Below are 25,502 nucleotides of genomic sequence, written 5' to 3'. Positions count from 1 at the left end.
AATTAATAATTCTCTGAATTTAAGTGTGAAATAACGTAATTGAGAGAATCGCTAACAACTCCGAAGATAAAAGCTCATCAGCCCGGCAAAAGCGGGGCCAGCTTCCAAGGAGTATTGCATGCAATCTTATTTTGATGAATTAGAACAAGTGCGTTACGAAGGCAGCCAGAGCGCTAACCCGCTGGCATTTCATCATTACAACCCGGATGAAATTATTCTTGGTAAGCGAATGGCCGACCACCTCCGGTTTGCGGCCTGTTATTGGCATACCTTCTGCTGGGGCGGGGCCGATATGTTTGGCAGCAATGCCTTTGATCGCCCGTGGCAGCATCCGGGGGATGCACTGGCTCTGGCAAAACGCAAAGCCGATGTCGCATTTGAATTCTTTCATAAACTGAATGTGCCTTATTACTGCTTCCATGATATCGATGTCTCGCCAGAAGGCGCGTCAATGAAAGAGTATCTTAATAATTTTGCCGTTATGACCGAGGTATTGGCCGAGAAACAAGAGAGCAGCGGCGTAAAATTATTATGGGGTACAGCTAACTGCTTTACCCATCCACGCTATGGCGCGGGGGCAGCCACTAACCCTGATCCAGAAGTCTTTAGTTGGGCTGCAACTCAAGTCTTTACTGCCATGAATGCCACCAAAAAACTCGGCGGTGAAAACTATGTGTTATGGGGCGGGCGTGAGGGCTACGAAACACTGTTAAACACCGATTTGCGCCAGGAACGCGAGCAGATTGGCCGCTTTATGCAGATGGTGGTGGAGCACAAACATAAAACCGGTTTCCAGGGCACGCTATTAATTGAACCTAAGCCACAGGAGCCCACCAAGCATCAGTACGACTATGACGTGGCTACCGTTTATGGCTTCCTCAAGCAGTTTGGGCTGGAAAAAGAGATTAAAGTAAATATTGAGGCCAACCATGCCACATTGGCGGGCCACTCGTTCCATCACGAAATCGCCAGTGCTATTGCCTTAGGTATTTTCGGTTCAGTAGATGCTAACCGTGGTGATCCACAGTTGGGCTGGGATACCGATCAGTTTCCAAACAGTGTAGAAGAAAATGCGTTGGTGATGTTTGAGATCCTCAAAGCGGGTGGTTTTACTACCGGTGGGCTGAACTTTGATGCAAAAGTACGCCGCCAAAGTACCGATAAATATGACCTGTTCTATGGCCATATTGGGGCGATGGATACCATGGCGCTGGCACTGAAAGTTGCCGCCAAAATGATTGAAGATGGTCAGTTGGATCAACGCGTTGCCAAGCGCTATGCCGGTTGGAATACTGAGATGGGTCAGCAAATTCTGCAAGGTAAACTGTCGCTGGAAGAGCTGGCACGCTATGCCGAACAGCATAACCTGAATCCGCAACATCAGAGTGGTCATCAGGAGCAGTTAGAAAATCTGGTTAACCGCTATTTATTCGGCTGATGTTTAAGATGGGGCACCCGCTGCCCCAATCTCATCTATAAGGAAGGTATATGTACCTTGGCATCGACTTGGGCACCTCCGGCGTCAAAGCAATTCTACTGGCCGAAAACGGGCAAGTAGTTGCGAGCCAAAGTGCCGCTTTATCCGTCTCGCGCCCACGCCCGTTGTGGTCGGAACAAAACCCGGCTGACTGGTGGCAGGCAACCGATCAGGCCATGCAGGCTCTGGCCGCAGCACATGATTTGCAGCAGGTAAAAGCCCTTGGGTTAACCGGGCAAATGCACGGCGCAACCTTACTGGATAAACAACATCAGGTGCTGCGCCCAGCCATTCTATGGAATGATGGTCGCAGTTTTGCCCAATGTCAGGCACTGGAGCAAGCAGTACCCGAGTCGCGCCAGATTACAGGTAATCTGATGATGCCCGGGTTTACCGCACCAAAACTGAAATGGCTGGCTGAGCATGAGCCAGATATTTTTAGTCGTATTGATAAGGTACTGTTACCAAAAGATTATCTTCGTTTTCTGATCAGTGGTGATTTCGCCAGCGATATGTCCGATGCCGCCGGTACTATGTGGCTGGATGTCGCGCAGCGTGACTGGAGTGATGAGATGTTGGCCGCCTGCGGTTTAAACCGCCAGCACATGCCAGCACTGTTTGAAGGCAGCCAGATTACCGGCCATGTCAGTACAGCTATTGCCCACCGCTGGGGTATCAACACCATTCCGGTAGTGGCCGGAGGCGGTGATAATGCTGCCGGTGCTATTGGTGTTGGTCTGTATCAGACCGGACAGGCGATGTTGTCGCTGGGTACCTCCGGCGTCTATTTTGCCGTCAGTGACGGCTTTCTCAGCAACCCCGCCAGCGCAGTTCATAGTTTTTGCCATGCATTACCACATACTTGGCACCTGATGTCGGTGATGCTAAGTGCCGCATCCTGTCTTGACTGGGCTTGCCAACTCACCGGCGTCGATAATGTTCCTGCACTGATAGCAGAAGTGGAGAAAGCACCGCCAGCGGCTACCCCGGTATGGTTCTTACCCTACCTTTCTGGCGAACGGACTCCCCATAATAACCCCAATGCTAAAGGGGCATTCTGGGGCTTTACCCACCAACATGGCAGGGCAGATTTAGCCCGTGCGGTGTTAGAAGGGGTGGGATTTGCTTTAGCTGATGGGATGGATGCGGTGCATGCCAGCGGATTGCAGCCGACATCAGTCACATTGATTGGCGGGGGGGCTCGCAGTGCCTATTGGCGGCAAATGTTGGCTGATATCAGTGGCCAAACGCTGGAATATCGTACCGGGGGGGATATCGGCCCAGCGTTGGGCGCAGCCCGGTTGGCTCAAATTGCACTGAACCCAGAAACGCCATTAGCGGACTTATTACCTGAACTGATATTGGAACAAACCCATTTACCTGATACAGATCGCCATCACTATTACACTGCTCAACGGACAATCTTCAAAAAGCTCTATCAGCAATTACTGCCGTTATGTGAGTAAATAACACCTCAGGGCTGGTGAGTAATACCCCTCAGCCCTGAGCGTATTAGTAATAGTTGATTTTCACGATGGCTGTGGCATCAAATTGGCCTAATTTCACTGATTGCCCGGCAATAGCATTCAGGCTGGCAGTATAATTTTTTGTCACCTGACTCACATCGTTCAACTGTGCGAACTCGTTATAACGGTTATATACAATCGCCTGACTGGCATCATTATAAATCGTCAATTTCGTGCCGTTTTGCATATCAATGGCATTATCACCCACTAACGGATTCGTGGTTGAGAACTGCGCCTGAATAGAAAAATTGGACAAGCAACCTTGTTTCACTGCGGTAATGGAAAACGGCTGACTAATATTATTGCCGCTATTTTGTAGCAACGCTTTATTGAATACGCCAAAATTCACGATTTGCGATTCTGGATATACCACCAAGTCCGCACCGCAGGCAATAAACCGTACTCCCGTTAACCCTGATAAGGCATAGCGCAAGTTCTTTGCCCCAGAGGTCAGATTCAGCCCAGTTGAACCATCAAGTTGGAATACCGTGAAGTTATCTGCACCCACATAATAACCGCTCGAAGGTGGGTTACCGGTCACTTTAATATATAGCCGGAAAGTCACCGTAACGGTAACGTTTTGCCCTTTAACAATCGGAGAGGAATTGGTATTTAAACGGGCCGCGTTAGTTTCTAAATCCTGCCCATTATAACTGACACCTAATTGCAACCCCTGCCCCAACGATTGATGTAGCGGGTTAAAATAGAACCACACTTGGTCAACCGTCGAGCCTAATACGTTATCGCAATAGGCTGTAACAGTAATATCGTTCGATTCCCAGACTTTCGTCCCTGCCGCAACATTCGATGGTATCGCTAATTGCCCGATAGGTATCGCAGGCTTAATCACAATACCGGTTCCCTTTTCAACACAATCAAGGGCATAGGCCGCCTGCGATAACAGCAGCGTCACCAATAAAATAACTACCGAGCCACCCATCCGGCCCATTTTATTTAACATAGCATGAGTCATTGTCATTCCTTTACCGGTACCGGAACAGGCTGCGCGCATTACTTTTTCTTTTCCGCAGGTTGAATTTGGCAATCAACAGCCGAGCAGTTAAAAATACGGATGACCATGCCACCAAAATCATCCATATAACCAATGCTATAACGACTGCCACTATAACCTGGCGTCTTGGCAATCTCAGTACCAAAAGGCGCGATCATTAGGCTATCGAAACCGGGGAAATTACCGCGATTATCCTGGCTTAAATACCCTAACGTGATGTAATACGGTGTCGGGTTATGAATTTTTAGACTTTCACCTTGCTTACTAATCTGTAATTTTTCCTGCCAGACCTCGTTATAATCTGCTTTTATCGCCGTAGGGCGGTAAAATAGCTTCACTCTATTTTGAATCGCAATTTGTACCACGTTGGTCATTTCACTTTTTGGTGGTACTTCCCGCACGTTGAAATAGAATAGCGTCTCGCGATCTGTAGCTAATTTATCAGCATCAGGCAGTTTCATAATGCGCACCTGACTTTTTTGGCCGGCATTAATCCGCTGCATTGGCGGTAAAGCAACCAATGGGTTATCTACTTTCTGGCCAGCGGCATTTTCTAACCATGATTGCGCTAAATAAGGTGATGTTTTACTCTGATTTTGCAAAATAACACTGGCTGATTTATCGCTGCTGTTGAAGATAATCCGTGTCCGGTCAAGATTAATCGCCGCCTCACTGACCATCGTGGTAAGCAATAAGGCAATCCCTACTATGGCATTATTTATCTGCTGGTTCTTCCTAACCAGCATCATGTTATTAAGGTCTTTCATTTTCTGTTCCGCTCTAAATTAGATCGTTATGCTGTGAATAACTGCTTTAAGTAAGCAACAGTTTTGGGTAAAAAATAATTTACGGTCAATAATAGTTTTCGGTCAATAAACTATTTTAATTAATATTTTTCCATATCGCTGCCTAACCTACTGACAAGGAAGTAGAATTTTCCCTGAATTCATGCCGTTATTTTCCGGCAATACTATCTTGCACTGCTTTTTGCCCCACTGAACCGTCAGTTTCCCGGCATCTTCTAAGCCAGCCAAATAGGCCAAGCCACTTTCGCCTAAAATACCTACCTCGGCTCCGGTTTTATCAGCAATAACCGATGACCCAAGTGGTGGGAAACTACCGTCATTGAGGCGGATTATGGCCATAATTTGCTGACCTTTTACTGCCCTAATTTCACGGTAACCAATAGCACCTTCGGTTAGGGTTTTTTGAATAACAGTACTATAGACTTCAATATCTTCCGGCAGGCTTTGCACATCAACCCGAACGTCTGACTGCTGATAACTGGTAACGCCATTTACCACTGCCACACCAAACCGATTGGTAATCGCCGAATTATTATTCAATGACACACCTGAAACATTGCCGGTATCAATCATTATTCTTGGCTCATTACCCGATTTATTCTGGTGAGCTGAAACACCCTTCGCAGTCGCGGTTATCGAGCCATACCAGTTGGTATTCAACGAGTTATATTCATTATTTTTATGGCTGGCATCGACACCAAACTCACCATAAGGGGAGCTATGCTGATAGCCACCACGGAACACGCCATTTCCTTGCTGTATTTCAGGGCTGGCGCCCCCGGCGCTGACACGCCAGATATTCCTCGGGTCCTGGCTGTTGAAATAGGAGATATTCTGCGAGTAGCCGTTGTTCTTATCACGTTGCGCGTCATAACTGACCTGCTGCCCAACACCAATCGGGACGCTGAATGAGAAGAACACCTGATTTTCGCTTTCATACTGGTATTTCACTTTATTGGCAGAGATTGTCGTCGAAATGCCTTTAAAAGAGCCAATATCAAAAATTTTGCTGACAGAAACACCGTAATTATTACTGGATACATCATTCCAGTAAGTTTTATGGGTAGCAGATAAGTACATAGTGATATCCGGCCAGGCCAAATATTGGTTCGCGGTCACGGTGTATGTTTGCTTATCATTTTGTAGATAATTATTGCCATTTAGCCGATCCAAATACTGGCTCATGCTCATAAAGTTCTTTTCGGAAAAACGGTATCCGGCAAAGGTAATCTGGCTATTAGTCTGGTCAAAACGCTTGGAATAGTTAACCCGGTAGCTTTCACCACTCTGCTTCCCTTCATGCGGTAACTGAGAGCGGGAATGTGTAACATCGACAGACAGCGCACCGAAATCATGTAAATTTTGCCCAGCACCCATGGCTATCGCGGTGTAGTCCTGTGACGTCGCAATCACTCCGCCATACAAGGAAACATCATTAAATGCCCCCCATGAAAACTCACCATTAAAGAAAGTCGGATCACTTACCGCGTTATTGCTGCCCTGCATCGGACGGCCCAAAGCCGTTTTATAGCGGATGGCACCTTTGCGGGTTAAAAATGGTACGGTTGCGGCGCTAACTTGGAAAGTGGTTACACGACCATCTTCCTCTTCCACGCGGACATCAATATTGCCCTGTACCGCCTCACTAATATCTTGAATAACAAACGGCCCCGGAGCAACGTTGGTTTGGTAAAGGGTACGGCCATTTTGGCTCAGAATGACTCTGGCATTGGTGCGAGCAATGCCGATCACTTGCGGTGCATAGCCACGCAGTGTCGGTGGCAACATCCGCTCATCACTGGAAAGTGATGCCCCCAGAAAACGAAATGAATCGAAAATACTGGAGCTGAGATAGGTTTGACCACCAATAAATTTAGCCCCTATCGCTGGGATAGCCCGAAATGCATACACTTGTGACCAGTCAAAATTACTGTAGTGCGAGCCTTCTGTTTCATTATTGATATATTGGTAATCAGCACGGATACGCCATGGCCCCATATTGGCGCCCGCAGTTCCGTAGCTGCTAAAATTAGTGCTACTACTACCACTTTTCGGCGCATAACGATTACCAAACAGGTTGTAATCCAATATAGCGCCGGGAATGCCATCATCCCATTGAGAAGGCGGCACCCAATTAGGATCACTGTAAGCTAACCATGCTTGTGGAATAGAGATAATTAAATATTGTTTTTCTTTATCGTAATTTGCCGTAATTTCTTCTTTTTGATCAATAGAGACACACTTGCCATCATTCCATAATGTCAGCGACTCACGCACAGCCGGAGCTAACCCTAGCAGATCAACTAAATCTGGAGACAGGCATAATTTAGTTAATTTCCCATCATCGACAGGTAAATAGGGTATCAGGTAGCGCTCAGGTAACAGCCGGCCATTAATCAGGACATCAAGCAGATAATCACCAGGAGGGGTATAATCATCAACCTCAAAACGAGACAGATCGATATTACTGCGATCTTTTGCATCGATAATATTGGTATTAAACTCTACTGCTGCAGCCATTCCAGGCAATAATAAACTCAAACCTGCCAATGTTAATATTTGCACCATTCGAAAGATCATTTCTTTTCTTCTAGATTTATATTGCATAAATAAATCACTGTCTTATGGCAAAGTATTAATAAAGGGGAGTATCCTCCCCTTAAATTGAAGCTACATACGCCGCTGTAACGTCAAATAAGCAGGGTATGACCCAAAGTAATTGGTGTTTCAGCAAAGCAGCAAACAAGTGCCGCTAACGCTGCTGCAACGCCAAGTACGAAGGGTAATTTTATTTATAGTTCAGCGCGTAAGTAGCCTGGGACACGATAGTACCGGTTGTTACAGGTGCGCCAGTTGCTTCAACGCGCGCTGCGAATACTATCTGATTCGGGCCAGTTACCAGATTAACATCAGCACCGGTATCACCCACTTTCAGCAATGCGCCGTTAGTGTCGATCAGACGAATACCTGCACCACCTGCGCTACCGGTGTTTGCCAGCAATGCTGGAGAGGTTGCATCAGAAACGCCGCCGAAAGTTACGGTAACTTTAGACATTGCAGGGTAAGTTACTGAACCTGCGGTTTGTTCAGTCAGATCGCAATCTTGCAGGTCAATGTTGTACTGAACGTTCTGAGAATATTTATTACCGGTTTCCAGTAATTTATTCGCTACCTGCCCCATATCTACGCTGATATCAGTAGAGTTCGGCGCGATAGAGCATGGTGCATTAATAACAGTACCGGTAAAATGAATACGGCCATTACCTTCATCTGCAGCAAATGCTTGGGAAATGAAAGCAGAAGACGCCAACGCAATAATCAATGCACTTTTCTTAAAATTAGACATATTAAAAAACCTTTATTTAGACACCATATTTAAAGAATACGCTGATGGAATGCCATCAACGGCTCACGTCATTACCGATGGCTATAACCACGATAAAATAAATAAAAAACATGAAAGTAAAAATGCAATAAGATGAAATCACAAAATGACACTAAAATTAAATTGTAGAAATGCATTCCAGAATAAAAATCCCAGAATTAAGTCTCGACATTTAAATTATAATCATCAAAGTGTAATTTATATTAAATAGTAACCGATACTTTATAAACTCCCATGTATTTATATTATCTGGCTGTTCTCGCCCCGACTGGACATGGGTAGGACTATACGCGATCTTTTTATCTAGTAAATACGAATTTATCGGCCAAATCGATCGTTATATATAATTTATTTGGTGTTTTATGCCATGTTTATGATCAAAACCCAGTTATTTATGCCAAATAGGCTTGACTAAGCAAGGTTATACTTCAAATATTTTTATAATATCAGCAATAAATCTTATCTGTGTTTATTCGACAAATCAGAGATATCAACAATGTTGAAGGAAAAATCCTACAAAATATAGGAATATATTCATACGCCATCAATAGAACTATTCTTTTAATTAATTCAAATTGTATATAATAAGCAATGAATACATTTTTAATGTCAAATTTTGTCGATAAAAAAGATGTTGGAAACCAAATGATATATATCCCGAGATTGCAAAATGCAGGCTAGCACAACTAATACACCAGCAAGTTGAAGCATAAGGGGTATAAACAAATGGTTAACTGGTCCCTTTTACACCCTATGATGGCCGGATTTGGCATTCCGCTCTAGTTAAAACCAGCCCATGATTGAGCTACATCCATACGGCGGAGGGCCGGAAATGACTAACAGCGCATTACTGATTATTGATGTTCAACAATCTTTCGAACATAAATCTTTTTGGCAGCAGCAAGACTTACCCGCCTTCTCGGCGGCACTGAATCTATTAATTACCGGCTGTAAACTGCGAGGAGTGGCACTGGTCGATGTTTTTCATGTCGCCCCAGAAGGGCCTTTCTCACTGGCGTCAGGCTATGTTAAACCAATGTCGCTGGTTTCCCATCAGGCAGATGTTACCGTACAAAAGCGGGTACATAACGCGCTGACTGATTCAGGTCTGGATCAGTGGCTAAAGGAAAGGCAGATAGATCATCTAATTATTGCCGGTATGCGTACTGAGCAATGCTGTGAAACCACCGCCCGTGTGGCATCGGATTTAGGTTATCAAGTGACCTTCGTGACTGAAGCTACGCTAACCTTCCCAATGATGCAGCCAAATGGTGTGGTATTGAGTAGCGAAGAATTAAAGCTGCGCACTGAAACCGTGTTAGTCGATCGGTTTGCCACCATCCGTACCGTTGCGAAAACACTGGATGCTCTGGATACTCGGCCGTCAGAGGTGGTTGCAGAAAAAACAGTAAACTGGCAGCCACAGCCTTATTTGCCACGAGATATCACCCCTGCTGACGTTAAATATCTTAAGCAGTGGCAGTTGAAGCGCTATGTTATTCGTTACTCGCAGGCCCAAGGTGACACACCATATTACGCCCCCGCTTATCAGTTAGTTGGGCAGTGGTTACCTGAAGAAGCAGAAACGGTGAACCGCCCAGGCATTGGTTTTGTGATTGAGCATCAGGGGAAAACACTGAATTACCTGATTGTTGGATGGTGGGACAATGAGAATGAATTGCGCGTGAAAGTCTGGGTACAAGAGCAGGGAGTGTGGCGTGCGGCACGGGATGAATCGTTCTGTGTGTGGGATTTGCAGGTTATGGCCTTTGAACGCGATGCTTTTGTTGCTACTTTGCTACAGCACACCCCGGATATTCCGGCTTATCTGAACCGTTATCTGACGGTAACTGTGGATTAACCATGCAACGAAATGTCTATTTCCTATTGCTTCCCGGCGTGCTGTCGCTGGATTTAACTGGCCCGGCTGAAACCTTACGGTTGGCAGGGTCATTTAATCTCTTCTATATCAGTCCATTGCCGCAAGTGACGGCTTCCACCGACATGGTGCTAGGCCAGTTACAACCACTGCCTGACAGCTTGCCAGAGGGCAGTTTACTGGTCGTGCCGGGAGTGAGCGACTCACGCCACTACTTTGCAACCGAAACGGCCGCAGTGGCCCGTCACTGGTTACAACAGCAAAAAATAGCCATTACACAGCAAAAAATAATCTTGGTTTGTGTCTGCTCCGGTGCATTACTGGCGGCACAAGCGGGGCTACTGGATGGCTACCAATGCACCACTCATCACAATGTACTTGAGCGATTACGTCAGCAGGCACCCGCCGCACAAACCAAAGAAAACCGTATCTTTGTTGAAGACCGTGGCGTGTATACCAGCGCCGGAATTACGGCGGGTATTGATCTCTCTTTGCATCTGATTAGCCGCTATTGCAGCCCACAAACTGCATTAGAAGTCGCACGGGAAATGGTGGTTTATTTTCGACGGTCTGGCGATGATCCGCAGCTTTCCCCCTGGTTACGTTACCGCAATCACCTGCATCCCGCCGTACACCGTGCGCAGGATGTGATGTCGGCAGAACCGGAAGCCGAATGGTCACTGCTTCAGGTCGCGCAGAAAGCACATGTCAGTAGCCGCCATTTAACACGATTATTCCGCGAACATGTCGGGATCAGTGTGCGTGAATTTCACGAACAATTGCGAGTCGCAGTGGCCGAAGTTCGCCTGCAAGAAGGGTTTAATCTGGAGAAAGCCGCACTGGCTGCCGGGTTCTCCTCCGGCCGCCAGCTTCGGCGCGCACAACAGCGTGGGCAGGTCGTGGTTAACTGACCAGACGCCGCCGGTCAATGCGCTGTAATCCCATGGATAGCAAAGTGCTCAGGGCGAGAGCCAGTGCGAAAACATAGAAAATATCCAGTATCGGATAACCCGTAAAATCGTAATGATGGGTGCGAATAAAGTGAATAATGAGCGCGTGGAAGCCGTAAATCGCCAATGAATGCCCGGCGAGCCAGCTTAGCCAGCCAATTTGCTGGTTCATGCAGTTTTTAAACCACACCAGCAGTGATACCGCCGCAACGAACACCAGCGGGCCACAATACATATAGAAAGTATCCGCAAAACTGCCATTAATCCGCGTCTGCTTTTCAGTTGAGATGGCAATAAATATTACGCTGGTGATAAACAGCAATGCCGCCCCCCAACTGATCACCCTGCCTTTGGTTTCCAACATTCCAATTGCCCGCCCCAACAGCGCGTACAGCAAGTAATAAAAAGTATCACCGTAGATATAGAGGTTGATTGGCAATAAATGGAAACCGCCAATCGAATATTTGCTGGCTTGGGGATTGGCTAGCACTGCCAGCAGTAAAATCACCACCGCCAGATAGCGGCCTGACACCGGTTTGACATTAATCAGTGGTGATACCAGATAAACCACGATAATGGCGTAGAAAAACCACAGATGATAAAACACCGGTTTTTGCAGGATATTCTGTAGTGAGCTCCAACCGTTGATCGGCGTCAGGATCGAAATATAAATCAGGGCAATCACACTGTAGAACAGCAGGCATAGCCCAATTCGGGTGAAGTGCTTTTGCTGTGCACTTTTTTCACCAAAAAACAGATAACCAGAGATCATAAAGAACAGGGGCACGCAGGCACGAGAAGCAGAATTGAGCAGATTGGCAATATCCCAGTTAGCCTCACCCACCTGAGCACCACTGGTGACGTAATAGGTTGTGGCATGGATCATGACCACCATAATGCAGGCCACCGCCCGCAAATTATCAATCCAGCCAATCTTATTGGTCATGCATACTCTCTATCACCTGTCAGCATACTAAAAGCGTTGATCTATTTACGGCATCAATAATCAGGTTGCAAACAATAACGTAAATTTAACGTATCCCCAAAATAATTGGCATTGCCATATTCCTCTATTGACGGCAAAATAACCGACCTGACGCGCTTTGAATGCACACCCTGCCTGAGCCGTATCCTTTTTTACGTTTATTATTAATAGCTTAATTTATGCAAACTTCATTTTCACCCGCGACACGTTTAGGTCGACGGGCGCTTTTATTCCCTCTTTGTTTAGTATTGTTCGAATTTGCCGCTTATATCGCTAACGATATGATCCAGCCAGGTATGCTCGCCGTAGTGGCTGATTTTAATGCCAGTATTGAGTGGGTTCCGACCTCTATGACTGCCTATCTGGCTGGCGGGATGTTCTTGCAATGGTTACTTGGGCCGTTGTCAGACCGCCGTGGGCGCCGCCCGGTAATGTTGTTCGGTGTCGCATTCTTTGTGGTGACATGCCTTGCCATCTTGCTGGTCAATAGTATCGAACAGTTCATCGCCATGCGCTTCCTGCAAGGGATCGGCTTATGCTTTATTGGTGCCGTCGGTTACGCCACTATTCAGGAATCATTTGAAGAAGCGGTCTGTATTAAAATTACCGCGTTAATGGCCAATGTCGCCTTGATTGCCCCATTACTCGGCCCTCTGGCGGGGGCCGCCTTGATTCATGTCGCTCCGTGGCAGGCAATGTTTGTGCTATTTGCCGTGCTGGGGGCCATTTCATTTGTGGGCTTATGGCGCGCCATGCCGGAAACCGCCGCTCTGAAAGGGGAGAAACTGTCAGTGGCAGCGATGTGGCATGACTATAAGCTGGTGCTCGCCAACCGCCGTTTCATGTGTGGTTCCCTGGCGTTAGGCTTTGCCAGCCTGCCATTGCTGGCGTGGATTGCGCAATCACCTGTCATTTTGATCAGCGGTGAGCAGCTATCCACTGTTGAATATGGTGTTTTGCAGGTGCCCATTTTCGGCGCACTGATTATTGGTAATCTGACACTGGCGAGATTGAGCGGCAAAACCAGTATTCCACGTCTTATCCGCTACGGTGCCGGTCCGATGATTATTGGCTTGCTGATTGCCGCAGGCTCAACGCTCTATTCATCCCATGCTTATCTGTGGATGACGGCAGGACTGAGCCTGTATGCCTTTGGTATTGGCTTGGCTAATGCCGGTTTGGTGCGGTTGACACTGTTCGCCAGTGATATCAGTAAAGGTACGGTATCTGCCGCCATGGGGATGATCAGTATGATGGTATTCACCTTCGGCATTGAGTTTGCCAAAATCGCTTACTTGTGGGGCAACAGCGGTATCTTTAACCTGTTCAATCTGATCAGTGGCTTGCTGTGGCTGGGCTTGGTGATGATATTTATTCGCCGTCAGCCGGAGGCGGTTACTGCGGAGTAGTTTTAAAGCGGGAGAGAAGCAGCGCTTTTCTCCCGCTAAATATTTTTGTTAGCGTAACTTTAAAGCTGAAAAGCTGTCACGCCATATAACTATCCTTGCGAATTAGGTTAGCGCCAAAAGCAGCACCCAACAATTAATACATCTCATGCGCTGGATATCGTAAAAATTACACATTAGGAGATGTATTAAGAAATAGCCCACTGTCACGCAACAAATGGTCGTTACCTCGGCGGCGAGTAAACCCACTGCGGTCAAAGAATTCAAGGATTTGAATCGCCAGTTTGCGGCCAACACCCAGTCTATCGCGGAAATCTGAGGCACAGGCGCTGCCCTGGCTGGCATCCAGCTCACGTACCAAATCAGCGAATTGCTCAATACGCTGGCTGCGATAGTAGCGATCAGGAACAATTGCTGTGATATAGCCCAGTTGTGCCGCTTTGCGCAATAGTGTGCGCATCTCACCTTCTTCAATCTGCATCTGTGCCACCAAATCGCGCACCCACCAAGGGTCATCGGCAAAATAGGATGCGACCTGCGGCCACTGAACCTGCTCCTCGGCAGTAAATGCCAGGCCATGAGCTGGCAGATGTAGCCAGCCACGGGTATTCTTTAGCGCCCCTTCAGCCAGCAGATCATCAATCAAACGGAATACCAGCCCTTCATCCAGCGTTGGCAACGCCATACGCCGCAAGCGCGCCCGCCCTAATCCTAACTGATCACCATGCTGTTGATGATACAGGCACAGGACATGTAATAAAGTTTGTTGCGCTTGCTGAGCATGAGGGCGAGAGAGTGCAATATCACCGGCGACAACACTATCGGTCTGTGCCAGTAAGTCCGACATATCGCGTTCGGTTAGCTGGCGCGCCCAACTGAAATCATCTAAAGAAATCGGCCCTTGAGCCAGATGTAAATCCAGCAATTCACGGTCAGAGGCTGCCTGGGCCAGCGCGGTTAACCAAGATAAATACGCAGGTTGCCGTTTGCCGCGTTTGGGGGCCGTCAGATGAATCACCCGAGCACCGCCCAAGGTCTTCTTCGCCGCAATATCACGCAGAATAAGACGATCGTTTTCAGCCAGCGATAGCGGGTTATCCAACAGCAGTTCAGCAAGTATCGGCTGGGGGTTCTCGTCGGTAGGTTGTGGATTGGTCAGCAGCGAAAAACGCCCGGTAATATGGCTGGCGGCATGATGCAGATGTAAAGGTTGCCAATGTTGGATCGGTGTATCAGCATCCACAATGACAAGTACCCGCTCCGTGGCCTGCGGCGGCTGTTGCCTTAATAGCCAGTCACCGCGGTTGATCTGTTGTTTGCTGATATCGCCACTGATATTCAGGGCGATACGCTGGCCAGCTTGCGCCTGTGATGTATTTTGATTTTGGGCATGGATACCACGCACCCGCACCGGACAGTCGCCGCCGGTGAGCCATAAGGTATCACCGAGTTCCACCTGACCTGCCAACGCCGTGCCCGTTACCACCAAGCCAGCCCCTTTCACACTGAATGCACGATCGATAGCCAGACGAAAGCGCCGCTGTAACCGGCTGTGCTGTGCATTTTGTTGGTGGTATTGCGCCAGATGTTCACGTAATTCGTTAATGCCACGCTCGGTCGCCGCCGCCGTCACGAACAAAGTGACTTGCTCTGCTTGCCAGCCCTGTGCCGCCAGCTCTGCCAGCACCTGCTGGCGAGCCTGTTCGATACGCTCATCATCAACCCGATCAGCTTTGGTCAGTGCCACGGTCAACGTGGGGCGACCGCTGAGGCGCAAAATCGCCAGATGCTCGCGGGTTTGTGCCATGACACCATCATCACAGGCAACCACCAGCAAAGCATGATCAATACCGCCCACGCCCGCCAACATATTGGCTAAAAACTTCTCATGGCCGGGGACATCGATAAAACCCATAACGCTGCCGTCGGGCTGGGGCCAATAGGCATAACCCAGATCAATGGTCATGCCGCGCTGTTTTTCTTCCGGCAGGCGATCCGCATTCACCCCGGTGATAGCCTGTAAGAGTGTCGTTTTGCCATGATCGACATGGCCTGCTGTTGCAATAATCATCGAGCCAATTCCCTGAGCAACGCCGCCTCATCCTCCAGGCAACGCAAATCGAGCCACAAACGCCCATCAGCCACGCGGCCAATAACCGGCTTAGCCAAACCGCGCCAACGCGCTGTTAGGGCTTCCAGAGCACTTCCACGCCCCTCTTTTGGTGCGAACGTTACCGCCCAACTGGCCAGACGGTCTACCGGTAGCGAACCGCTACCGATCTGCGACCAGCAAGGTTCTGCCGCCAGCGTGAAATCGGTGCCATAACGAGCGGTTAGGGCACCCAATACCCGTTGTGCACTCTCGGCGATAACCTGTGTTGGCCGGGTGAGTAACCTCATGGTTGGCAGCAACTCTGTCAACCGGTCTGGCTGCTGATAGAGACGCAAGGTGGCGTCCAGTGCGGCCAGCGTCATTTTATCGGCGCGTAACACCCGCTTAAGTGGGTGCTGCTGTAGCTGCTCAATCCACTGTTTTTTGCCAAGAATAATCCCGGCCTGTGGGCCACCCAGCAGTTTATCGCCCGAAAAGGTGACTAAATCGATACCCGCTGCAATCAATTGCTGTGGCATTGGTTCTGCTGGCAAACCATAGCGGGTCATATCCACCAACGAACCGCTGCCCAGATCGGTGGCGGTCGGGATGGAGAATTCATGGCCTAATGTTGCGAGTTGCGCTTCGGCAACCGAGGCGGTGAAACCTTCAATACTGTAATTGCTGGTATGCACTTTCATCAGCAGGCCAGTGTGTTCATTTATGGCTTGGCGGTAATCTTTAAGGTGCGTGCGATTAGTGGTACCCACTTCGACCAATTCACACCCCGCCTGTCGCATCACATCCGGGATACGAAAAGCACCACCAATCTCCACCAGCTCACCGCGAGAAACCACTACCTGTTTCCCCGCCGCCATTACCGTCAGCATGAGAAACACCGCAGCAGCATTGTTATTCACGATACAAGCATCTTCCGCACCGGTCAGCTCACACAGCAAATCGGCGATAGCCCGGTCACGATGGCCACGCCCGGCACCACTCAGAGAGTATTCCAGTGTTACCGCGCCACGCATCGCATCATTCACCGCAGCAATAGCTGATTCAGCCAATGGGGCACGGCCCAAGTTGGTATGCAATACGGTACCGGAAAGGTTAAAGACGGGTTTTAACGCGGATTGGCGGCTATGTAAACGCTGCTTTAATGCTGTTGGCCAGTCACTGCACCAATCAGCCAGTGAATGAAATTGGCGGATATATTCACGAGCCTCAACCTGCATTTGACGCAAAATATCGGTCAATAAAACAGGGCCATATTCAGCCACTAAAGGGGCAACATCTGGCTCGCGTAGCAGGCGATCTATTGCGGGTAACTGACTGTATAACTGATGGGGTTCTGCGCTCATACTCACTCAGGTAATAAGGTCGAAAGAGCGCCATAATAATGGTACGGCGCTCGGTCTGAGTAATTAGTGTAGCGCGATAGAATCAACCACGCCATTCACTAACGTTTGGTGTTGCTTGGTTTTTTCAGCGGCAGAGACCATCTGAATAAATACCACTTTCTTATCTAACACAGTAAAGATTGTAGTCGCTACCATCGGCGAATTTTGTATTTTTTGCTTGGTATCAAACAGGCGGAACTTATGGCCATCAACGGTGATGTCTTTTTGTCCGGTTTGTTTAATATTCTGGTACTGAGCACTGAACCCCTGCAATAACCCTTTGTTTAACGCATCAAGGGACAAATCACTGGTATCAAGCAATTCAACGCCCGGCGGGTTAGTCACCGCAGTGACGGCCATTTGTTTACCGGCAGCATCAATCAATAACAACGTTTGATTTTGCTCATTGTTTACGTCACCCGCCAATTTAGTTTGGTCAACAAATGATGTTGGTAATACAAAGGTAACCTTACCATCAAATAGACTAACCTGCTGCTGGTCAGCGGAAAGTTTAGCGGCTGGCGTGGTTGCTGCTGGCGGAGTTACTGCGGGTGTAGAGGCTACCGGAGCGGGCGCGGGTGTTGTAGCTGGGGTCGATGCAGGGGCGGCATTGTTGGTGCTTTCCTTGCTCTCCTTACTGTTATCACACGCGGCCAGACCACCTACCAACACCATCACTACCGTCAGTTTTGCGACTATCTTCAACATACAATAAATATCCTTATTTAAGTTAGCGTATCGCTCGGATGATGGAGTAGCGCCTGTCAATAAAACCAACAGTAGTTACAATGGCCATCACATGTGAGCGCGACCATTGTATAATAACCATACAAACTATACTTCTATTTTGTGACCCGGAAACCTATTCCCCTGGAAACAAGAATGGATTGATACTGCTGCGGGCGAATCCTTCACCTTCCATTTTGGCATCAAGAATAAGCGAGGCCAGATCATCAGCAACCGCTTCAACTTGTGGGTCTTTTTCCTGATAGAGAATTTTCAGGTAAGTGCCGCAATCACCACAACTTTCCGCTTTTACTGCCGCCAGTTCACTGTCCAGTGACCAGTAATTCAAATCACGGGTCTGTTCGCAGTTACTGCATTTGATTCGGACCACATGCCACTCACTTTCACACAAGTTGCAGTGCAGATAACGTAAACCGTTTTGGGTACCGATATGCACCACGCTGGAGACCGGAATACTGCCGCAGACTGGGCAGAACTGGCGATGTTCACCATATTCAGCTCGCGCCTTACCGGGGATCTGGCTGGCCATCTGCGCCCAATACAACGATAAAGCCGCCCAGATGAATGGCGCTTTTTCACTGCCGATTTGGGCAAACTCGCGGTTTAACAGCGCATCAGCATACAGTTCCAGCTCATGTACCGATGCCTTATCCAGATTATCCAATACGGCCACAATATGATCCGGGGCATCAGGGCGTAGTTCAGCAATCAGTGCTGACAGGAGCTTACGCCAATGTTCAGTGCGAGGAAAAACACTCAGATCCAGGGGCGGTTTACCGCTGGCAGCGGATTGCTCCAACTCAGCCTGCATATCCAACACCAGCGGATGGTCATGCAGCGCTTTTTGCTGCGCTTGGGTAATTTTAGCCGCAAAATCCAGATAATCGGACAACGGGTTATCCAGCGCAAGTTGCTGTAAACGTTCAGTGCGCCGGGTATACAGGCTTTTTAAATTCGCGAAAAGTAACGGCGGGATATTCCCCGCCGTTGTGCCTTTTTCGCTTTGTTTTCCTAGTTGATCTTTAGGGACAATGCGAATACTCATCAGGGTTTCTCTTCCTGTTTTTTCTGACGCTGACTTTTGGCGTTAACCTCACGGTACCAGCGCGGATGGTGCTTTTTCGCCCACGCCGCCGGTACCCAGCCTTCTACCATCGCGGTAATGGTGCCCTTAACCCACAGGGCAGCATAAACGTGCACCATAATCACGATAATTAACCCGACCGCCGCCAGCGAATGCACCAGCAGTGCCAGGCGAATCAGCGGGATCGGGAAGGAAGGCGCAAAATAAGGCCGCCAGATAACAACACCACTGGCCAACAACAACACCAGACTGATAATAGCAGCCCAGAATACGCACTTCTGACCGAAATTATAGCGCCCCGTGTCGCCGACTTCCTCATTCATGGCGATTTTATGGATATTTTTAGCCCATTCCAGGTCTTCCTTATTGATCAGATTATGTTTCCAGTAACGGAAAAACATGATCAGGAAGGCGGCGAACATAATCACCCCGGCAAAGGGGTGAAGGATGCGTGCCAACTGCGGCGTACCAAAAATATTCATCAGCCAGTTAAATGACGGGAAGAAGAACCCCAAACCACTGATAGCGGCCAGTATAAAGCAGAAGGCCACTATCCAGTGGTTGATGCGCTCCGGCGCGCTGTAGCGCTGGATGCGTTTTTCTTTTTTCATTTGGGCGTCTCCCCGTCGTCTGAGTGCTCAGCGGTGGTCTGCTCCGGTGGCGGCAATGACGTGTCAGCAGGTGTTGAATCCGGCTTATCGTCTTCGTCCTCCTCTTCTTCAACCCGGTTCGGGCCGACACCCACATAATGGAAGATACTGGCCGCAAAGGTTGCAGCGAAGCCCACCGCTGCCAGTGGTTTCCAGATCCCCTTCCAGAAGGTGACTGTCGGACTGATGGTCGGGTTCTCCGGCAGACCATGATAGAGCTGCGGTTTATCCGCATGATGCAGTACATACATCACATGGGTACCCCCCACGCCAGCGGGGTCATATAACCCTGCGTTATCAAAGCCACGAGTTTTCAACTCAGCAACCCGGCCCGCAGCGACTTCTTTCATCGACTCTTTGGTGCCAAAGTGAATCGCTCCGGTCGGGCAGGTTTTCACACAGGCAGGTTCCTGGCCAACACCAACGCGATCGACGCACAAGGTACATTTATACACCCGGTTGTCATCTTTGTTCATGCGCGGCACATCGAACGGGCAACCGGCGATGCAGTAACCACAGCCGATACAGTGTTCTGACTGGAAATCGACGATACCATTGGCATACTGAATGATTGCCCCTTCCGACGGACATGCCTTCAGGCAGCCGGGGTCAGCACAATGCATGCAGCCATCCTTACGGATCAGCCACTCCAGCTTGCCGCTCTCTTCATCTTCAACTTCAGAAAAACGCATCACCGTCCATGATTTAGCGGTCAGATCTGCGGGGTTATCGTACACCCCGACGTTATGACCGACTTCATCACGGATATCATTCCACTCCGAACACGCCACCTGACAGGCTTTACAACCGATACAGGTGGTGACGTCGATAAGCTTGGCCACCTCTTGCTGGTGGTTACGATCCTGTGGCGGCGGCGTAAGGGAGTTGGTGCCGGAGCGCCGTATAATGTCTTGGGTTTGCAGTGACATAGGTTCTCTCCGTTACACCTTTTCCACGTTGACCAGAAACGCCTTGAACTCTGGCGTTTGCGTATTGGCATCACCGACAAACGGTGTCAGGGTATTGGCCAGGAAGCCTTTTTTCGCCACCCCTTCGTATCCCCAGTGGATCGGGATACCAATAGTGTCAACTTCCTGCCCATGAACATTCAGCGTACGAATACGTTTGGTCACCACCGCCTTGGCCTTGATATAGCCACGGTTGGAACTGACTTTCACGGTATCGCCCTGCTTAATGCCCTTTTTCGCTGCCAGTTTTTCGCCAATTTCCACAAACTGTTCTGGCTGTGCGATAGCATTGAGCAGCACATGCTTAGTCCAGTAGTGGAAATGCTCGGTCAGACGATAAGTGGTACCGACATACGGGAACTGCTCATGAGAACCCATTGCGGCCAAATCGTCTTTAAACACGCGCGCGGCCGGGTTGGATATCACATTCGGGTGCAGCGGGTTGGTGCCCAACGGCGTTTCAAATGGCTCATAATGTTCCGGGAACGGTCCTTCTGCCATTTTGTCGATGGCAAACAGGCGGCCCATGCCCTCTGGCTGCATGATAAACGGCCCGACATCGCTACCCGGTGCCGCGGCACTGTAATCTGGGATATCAACGCCACCCCATTTGGTGCCATCCCACTCCAGCAACTGGCGTTTCGGATCCCACGGTTTACCTTGTGGGTCAGCAGAGGCACGGTTGTATAGAATGCGGCGGTTAAGCGGCCATGCCCACGCCCAGCCCAGTGTATTGCCAAGGCCGGATGGGTCAGCGTTATCACGGCGTGCCATCTGGTTACCGGCCGGTGTCCAACTACCGGCAAAGATCCAGCATCCACTGGCGGTAGTACCATCATCACGCAGATGAGCGAAGGTACTGAGCTGCTCGCCTTTTTTGACCAGCACTTTGCCGTCAGCATCGGTGATATCAGCCAGTGCTTTACCATTGCTTTCCTGTGCCACTTCTTCTGGCTCTGGATTGTCTGGCGTCAGATAATCCCAGGTCATATTGAGCACCTGTTCTGGCACTGCACCACCGTCCCGATGGTACATGTCACGCAGACGACTAAAGATACCTGCCAAAATGGCACCATCGTTCAATGCTTCGCCCGGTGAATCAGCACCTTTCCAGTGCCATTGCAGCCAGCGGCTGGAGTTAACAATTGAACCGTTTTCTTCAGCAAAACAACTGGATGGCAAGCGGAACACCTCGGTTTGAATTTTCGATGGACTGACATCGTTAAATTCACCGTGGTTTTGCCAGAAATTCGCGGTTTCAGTATTGAGCGGGTCAATAGTTACCAGGAATTTCAGTTTCGACAGTGATGCTACTACTTTGTTTTTGTTCGGGAACGACGCGACTGGGTTAAAGCCCTGGCAAATATAGCCATTCACTTTACCCTGCGACATCATCTCGAAATACTGTAATACGTCATAGCCTTTATCCCACTTCGGCAACCAGTCGTAGCCCCAGCCGTTCTCTTTCTGGGCTTTATCACCGTAGAAACTTTTCATCAAACTGACGAAGAATTTCGGGTAATTGCTCCAGTAGTTAACCTGGCCCGGCAACAGGGTTTTCGGCGTGTTGGCCTTCAGATAAGTGTCAATATCCGGCTGTTTTTCTGACGGCAGATTCAGGTAGCCCGGCAAGCTTTGTGACAGCAAACCCAGGTCAGTTAAACCCTGAATATTAGAGTGACCGCGCAAGGCGTTAATACCGCCCCCCGCCATGCCCATATTGCCCAGTAACAACTGGATCATCGCCATGGTACGGATGTTCTGCGCGCCAACCGAGTGTTGTGTCCAGCCCAGCGCATACAGGAATGTGGCGGTTTTATTGGACACACTGGTTTCGGCGAGATATTCGCAAACCTGCAAGAAATCTTCTTTTGGCGTACCGCAAATATTGGAGACCACCTCTGGCGTGTAACGGCTGACGTGTTCTTTCAGCAAGTTCCACACACAGCGCGGGTCTTGCAGCGTGACATCGCGTTTGGCAAAGCCGTTTTCATCCAACTGGTAATTCCAGGTGGTTTTGTCGTATTTGCGATTTTCGGCGTCATAGCCACTGAACAGGCCGTCATCAAAGGTAAAGTCTTCCCGCACCAGCAAGCTGGCGTTGGTATAAGCTTCGACGTATTCGCGGTTAATTTTGTTGTTGGTCATCAGATACAACAACACGCCGGATAGGAACGCGATATCGCTACCTGAGCGGATTGGCGTATAGAAGTCCGCCACCGATGCAGTACGAGTAAAGCGTGGGTCTATCACCAGCAACTTAGCATTGTTGTGGATTTTGGCTTCCATCGCCCAGCGGAACCCCACCGGATGCGCTTCTGCCGCATTACCGCCCATGACGATAATTAAGTCTGCGTTCTTGATGTCAACCCAGTGGTTGGTCATCGCACCGCGACCAAATGTTGGAGCAAGACTTGCTACCGTTGGTCCGTGTCAGACACGTGCTTGGTTGTCTACGGCAAGCATGCCGAGAGCGCGACTAAATTTCTGGGTCAGATAACCCGTTTCGTTACTGGATGCCGAGGCACACAGCATACCGGTACTCAGCCAACGGTTGACGGTAACACCGGCGTCGTTGGTCTTAATGAAGTTAGCGTCCCGGTCTTCTTTCATCAGCTTGGCAATGCGGTCAAATGCATCATTCCAAGTGATTCGCTGCCATTTATCTGAACCCGGAGCACGGTATTCAGGATATTTCAGGCGGCTTTCGCTATGGATAAAATCCACCAGCCCTGCACCTTTCGGGCACAGCGCGCCACGGTTTACCGGATGGTCCGGGTCCCCTTCGATATGGAAAATACTCTCTTTGGCGTTTTTTGCGCCGTCACCGAGGCTATACATCAAAAGCCCGCAACCAACGGAGCAATATGTACAGGTATTCCGCGTCTCACGGGCGCGCAGCAATTTGTAATTGCGCGTTTCCGCCAGCGCCACTGACGGCGTAAAGCCGAGTGCCGCGACCGTGGTTCCTGCCATACCGCCAGCGCAGATCTTAAAGAACTGCCTTCTGCTGACCTGCATGGGTCTCTCCTTCGTTCATTGTCACATTATTTCAGTTCACACTTCCCTCAACGAAACCGGAAGCGCTAAAATCGCTTACGCGATATCACCTTTATCGGTGTGGGATACATTCTTCTGGAAATAGAATTATACCCATACCATTCTTAATGTGAATGTTACCACATTGTGATTATGGGTTATAACTTTCAGGGCCGCATAGTGAGCCAGATCAAACCTTCAACAATTGACCTCTCCACCGGAATCTGCGGTGCAAAACAACTTAACGTGCTACAGCGCCATCAAATGGCCGAGCCGCAATTGGATTGGCTGGCGGAGGAAGTGCCGGTAGCGCTGGTCTACAACGGCATTTCCCATGTGGTGATGATGGCAACCCCGAAAGATCTGGCAGCATTCGCGCTAGGTTTTTCGTTGTCAGAAGGCATTATTAGCGCCCCACAAGATATCTACGCCATTGATGTGACACCAGGCTGTAATGGCATAGAAGTTAACATTGAGTTATCCAGCCGTCGCTTTGCCGGTTTAAAAGAGCGCCGCCGGGCTATGGCCGGCCGCACCGGATGTGGGGTCTGTGGTATTGAACAGCTTGATGATATTTTTCGCCCCATCACCCCTCTGCCTTTCACTCAGACCTTTAATTTGAATCAACTCGATAACGCACTGGCACAACTCAAGCAGGTACAAACTGTGGGTCAGTTGACGGGTTGCACTCATGCTGCGGCCTGGATTAATCCGAAAGGTGAATTGTTGGGTGGTTGTGAAGATGTGGGCCGCCATGTCGCACTGGATAAGCTGCTGGGGATACGGGCCAAACAGCCGTGGCAGCAAGGTGCTGTGCTGGTTTCCAGCCGTGCTAGCTATGAGATGGTGCAGAAAACCGCAATGTGCGGTGCAGAGATTTTATTTGCTGTTTCTGCTGCAACAACCTTAGCGGTTGAAGTTGCCGAGCGCTGTAATCTGACGCTGGTTGGCTTCAGTAAACCCGGTAGAGCAACGGTTTACACCCATCCGCAGCGGATTAGCGAATAGAAAGACCATACAATTAGTACGGCATTGATAATCATTTTCAATATCATTTAATTAACTATAATGATCCGAATGCTTACGCGGCGCTTACTTTTTTTGCGCCGCCCTACACTACGGAGACGATGATTATGAGTTACTCACTGCCATCCCTGCCTTATGCTTATGACGCCCTGGAACCCCACTTCGATAAGCAGACGATGGAAATCCATCACACCAAACACCACCAGACCTATGTTAACAATGCAAACACGGTGTTGGAGAGCTTCCCTGAGCTGGCTAAATTCAGCGTTGAAGACCTGATCAAAGATCTGGACAAAGTTCCTGCTGAAAAACGCACTTTTATGCGTAACAACGCCGGCGGCCACGCTAACCACAGCCTGTTCTGGAAAGGGCTGAAACTGGACACAACCCTGAAGGGTGATCTGAAAGCCGCTATTGAGCGCGATTTCGGCAGCGTAGATAGCTTCAAAGAGAAATTTGAAGCTGCTGCGGCAACCCGTTTCGGTTCTGGCTGGGCTTGGCTGGTTCTGAAAGACGACGGCAAGCTGGCGGTTGTATCTACTGCTAACCAAGATAGCCCACTGATGGGCGAAGCAGTTTCTGGCGCATCAGGCTTCCCAATTATTGGCCTGGATGTGTGGGAACACGCTTACTATCTGAAATTCCAAAACCGCCGCCCAGACTACATCAAAGCATTCTGGAACGTGGTTAACTGGGACGAAGCAGCAGCGCGTTTCACTCAAGCCAAATAAGCCGCATAAACCGTATGTTGCATATCCAAAGAACGTGGAGTTGCAGCTAACAACCCTGTAGCTTCAAGTCCGAAGGATACATGCCAGCAAGGTCATCTTGCTGGCATTTTTATTGCTAAAGTTTAGCCAATTTCTGCCGATAGATTGTCCAAGAAGGGCGTTGGTATTCATGGATATAAAGCTCATGAACTATACCCTAAATAATTCGAGTTGCAGGAAGGCAGCCAACGCACATGCAACTTGAAGTATGACGGGTATATCGTTTGGGATAAGTACTCTTGCCAAGGCTACCCCACATACCACCAACTCCCCAAAATCTTCTAATAACTAGACCTC

General features: G+C 49.1%; 19 protein-coding genes. 7 read left to right on the top strand and 12 right to left on the bottom strand.

Going from position 1 to position 25,502, the window contains the following annotated elements; genetic code table 11:
- Positions 1-118 precede the first annotated feature (118 nt).
- Entirely contained in the window at positions 119-1,438 is a 1,320-nt protein-coding gene (gene xylA, locus V1955_RS00305) for a xylose isomerase (RefSeq protein WP_083161436.1), read from the top strand.
- 50 nt (positions 1,439-1,488) lie between these two features.
- Positions 1,489-2,943: a xylulokinase gene (gene xylB, locus V1955_RS00300; protein ID WP_372568446.1), complete on the top strand. Its 1,455-nt coding sequence runs from the start codon at positions 1,489-1,491 to the stop codon at positions 2,941-2,943.
- 46 nt (positions 2,944-2,989) lie between these two features.
- On the opposite strand, the gene V1955_RS00295 is transcribed toward xylB, so the two are convergent.
- From V1955_RS00295 to V1955_RS00280, 4 genes are all read right to left on the bottom strand, one after another.
- Positions 2,990-3,976 carry a fimbrial protein gene (locus V1955_RS00295; protein ID WP_083163973.1) on the bottom strand — a complete coding sequence of 329 codons (987 nt, stop codon included), beginning with the start codon at positions 3,974-3,976 and terminating at the stop codon, positions 2,990-2,992.
- 38 nt (positions 3,977-4,014) lie between these two features.
- Positions 4,015-4,782: a fimbrial biogenesis chaperone gene (locus V1955_RS00290; RefSeq protein ID WP_083161439.1), complete on the bottom strand. Its 768-nt coding sequence runs from the start codon at positions 4,780-4,782 to the stop codon at positions 4,015-4,017.
- A gap of 147 nt (positions 4,783-4,929) precedes the next feature.
- A complete protein-coding gene (locus V1955_RS00285) occupies positions 4,930-7,389 on the bottom strand; it encodes a fimbria/pilus outer membrane usher protein (RefSeq protein WP_227746574.1) in 2,460 nt (819 codons plus the stop codon).
- A gap of 220 nt (positions 7,390-7,609) precedes the next feature.
- Positions 7,610-8,167 carry a fimbrial protein gene (locus V1955_RS00280; RefSeq protein WP_083161443.1) on the bottom strand — a complete coding sequence of 186 codons (558 nt, stop codon included), beginning with the start codon at positions 8,165-8,167 and terminating at the stop codon, positions 7,610-7,612.
- 871 nt (positions 8,168-9,038) lie between these two features.
- Here V1955_RS00280 and V1955_RS00275 point away from each other — a divergent pair.
- Positions 9,039-10,067 carry a cysteine hydrolase family protein gene (locus V1955_RS00275; protein WP_193784752.1) on the top strand — a complete coding sequence of 343 codons (1,029 nt, stop codon included), beginning with the start codon at positions 9,039-9,041 and terminating at the stop codon, positions 10,065-10,067.
- A gap of 2 nt (positions 10,068-10,069) precedes the next feature.
- Positions 10,070-10,996, top strand: a complete 927-nt coding sequence (locus tag V1955_RS00270; protein ID WP_442820411.1) for a GlxA family transcriptional regulator — start codon at positions 10,070-10,072, stop codon at positions 10,994-10,996.
- On the opposite strand, the gene V1955_RS00265 is transcribed toward V1955_RS00270, so the two are convergent.
- Positions 10,989-11,981: an acyltransferase gene (locus V1955_RS00265; RefSeq protein WP_083161449.1), complete on the bottom strand. Its 993-nt coding sequence runs from the start codon at positions 11,979-11,981 to the stop codon at positions 10,989-10,991. The genes V1955_RS00270 and V1955_RS00265 overlap by 8 nt on opposite strands.
- A gap of 218 nt (positions 11,982-12,199) precedes the next feature.
- Here V1955_RS00265 and V1955_RS00260 point away from each other — a divergent pair, with 218 nt between their 5' ends.
- Positions 12,200-13,429 (top strand): MFS transporter, encoded by a 1,230-nt coding sequence (locus V1955_RS00260; RefSeq protein ID WP_372568445.1) that lies wholly within the window; start codon positions 12,200-12,202, stop codon positions 13,427-13,429.
- A 166-nt stretch (positions 13,430-13,595) separates the two neighbouring features.
- Here V1955_RS00260 and selB read toward each other — a convergent pair whose 3' ends face one another.
- The 7 genes from selB to fdnG all read right to left on the bottom strand — a co-directional run bounded on the left by selB (position 13,596) and on the right by fdnG (position 23,391).
- Entirely contained in the window at positions 13,596-15,497 is a 1,902-nt protein-coding gene (gene selB, locus V1955_RS00255; protein WP_442820410.1) for a selenocysteine-specific translation elongation factor, read from the bottom strand.
- Entirely contained in the window at positions 15,494-16,882 is a 1,389-nt protein-coding gene (gene selA / locus V1955_RS00250; RefSeq protein WP_083161455.1) for an L-seryl-tRNA(Sec) selenium transferase, read from the bottom strand. Before selA ends, selB begins: the two co-directional genes overlap by 4 nt.
- 63 nt (positions 16,883-16,945) lie before the next feature.
- Complete coding sequence (locus V1955_RS00245; protein ID WP_372560229.1) at positions 16,946-17,629, bottom strand: hypothetical protein; 684 nt, start codon at positions 17,627-17,629, stop codon at positions 16,946-16,948.
- A gap of 154 nt (positions 17,630-17,783) precedes the next feature.
- Positions 17,784-18,713, bottom strand: coding sequence for a formate dehydrogenase accessory protein FdhE (fdhE, locus tag V1955_RS00240; RefSeq protein ID WP_083161459.1), 930 nt, complete (start codon positions 18,711-18,713; stop codon positions 17,784-17,786).
- Positions 18,713-19,363: a formate dehydrogenase cytochrome b556 subunit gene (gene fdoI, locus V1955_RS00235; protein ID WP_083161461.1), complete on the bottom strand. Its 651-nt coding sequence runs from the start codon at positions 19,361-19,363 to the stop codon at positions 18,713-18,715. Before fdoI ends, fdhE begins: the two co-directional genes overlap by 1 nt.
- The gene (gene fdxH / locus V1955_RS00230; protein WP_420072741.1) at positions 19,360-20,331 is read right to left on the bottom strand and encodes a formate dehydrogenase subunit beta; all 972 of its coding nucleotides are present in this window, start codon (positions 20,329-20,331) and stop codon (positions 19,360-19,362) included. Before fdxH ends, fdoI begins: the two co-directional genes overlap by 4 nt.
- Before the next feature lie 12 nt (positions 20,332-20,343).
- Positions 20,344-23,391 (bottom strand): formate dehydrogenase-N subunit alpha, encoded by a 3,048-nt coding sequence (fdnG, locus tag V1955_RS00225; protein ID WP_102970500.1) that lies wholly within the window; start codon positions 23,389-23,391, stop codon positions 20,344-20,346.
- A 171-nt stretch (positions 23,392-23,562) separates the two neighbouring features.
- Here fdnG and fdhD point away from each other — a divergent pair, with 171 nt between their 5' ends.
- Both fdhD and sodA read left to right on the top strand, forming a co-directional pair.
- Complete coding sequence (fdhD, locus tag V1955_RS00220; RefSeq protein ID WP_050311297.1) at positions 23,563-24,417, top strand: formate dehydrogenase accessory sulfurtransferase FdhD; 855 nt, start codon at positions 23,563-23,565, stop codon at positions 24,415-24,417.
- A gap of 125 nt (positions 24,418-24,542) precedes the next feature.
- Positions 24,543-25,166 carry a superoxide dismutase [Mn] gene (gene sodA / locus V1955_RS00215; protein WP_050311298.1) on the top strand — a complete coding sequence of 208 codons (624 nt, stop codon included), beginning with the start codon at positions 24,543-24,545 and terminating at the stop codon, positions 25,164-25,166.
- Positions 25,167-25,502 lie beyond the last annotated feature (336 nt).

It is taken from the genome of Yersinia sp. 2545 StPb PI (assembly GCF_052217125.1).
In the GTDB taxonomy this organism is placed as follows: domain Bacteria; phylum Pseudomonadota; class Gammaproteobacteria; order Enterobacterales; family Enterobacteriaceae; genus Yersinia; species Yersinia enterocolitica_E.
The sequence above is the reverse complement of the archived record's forward strand: the minus strand, read 5'-3'. Positions and strand labels throughout refer to the sequence as shown.